This is a genomic window from Pseudomonas sp. 51_B (assembly GCF_017491595.1).
In the GTDB taxonomy this organism is placed as follows: domain Bacteria; phylum Pseudomonadota; class Gammaproteobacteria; order Pseudomonadales; family Pseudomonadaceae; genus Aquipseudomonas; species Aquipseudomonas promysalinigenes.
The window spans coordinates 1-517 of the sequence record NZ_JAFGYW010000188.1 but is presented as its reverse complement, the minus strand read 5'-3'; the positions used below and the strand labels follow the sequence as shown (position 1 = coordinate 517).

Annotated in this window: 1 pseudogene; it reads right to left on the bottom strand. The window is 65.4% G+C overall.

Annotated features, from left to right (window positions below):
* Positions 1-517, bottom strand: a pseudogene (locus tag J5M56_RS24310) (ABC transporter permease); the annotation flags it as partial.

Sequence of the window (517 nt, the reverse complement as noted above, 5' to 3'; positions counted from 1 at the left end):
AGACCGAACCACGCGGTGAGCAGTGGCACCCAGGCGAAAATCGCGATCTGCCGCAGTGCGGCGAGTGTCGGGCCGAGCAGGCGTTCGCTGAGACGTGACATGCCGAGCAGCAAGCCCAGGGCGAAACCGAGGCCGCCACCGATCAGCAAGCCGCCCAGGGTGCGGCTCAGGCTCAGCGCCATGCCGTTGACCAGCGTACCGTCGAGCAGTCCGTCCCATGTCGTGCTCAGCACAGCCGCAGGGCTGATCAGAATATTCGCGTCGACCCACTGCTGATCAGTGGCGTGTTGCCAGAGCGCCAACAAGCCTAGCGGCAACAGCCACGGTTGCAGGCGTTGCCAGCCCTGATAGCGCGGGCCGCGTGTGATGTGCGCGGTGGCCGGGTGCGGCCAGTGCACCAGTTTGCGGTCGAGCAGGCCGATGCCGCGATCCATCGCCACGCCGATCAGACCGATGACCACGATGCACACGAACACGATGTCGAGCATGAACAACTGCCGCGCCCAGACCATCAGAT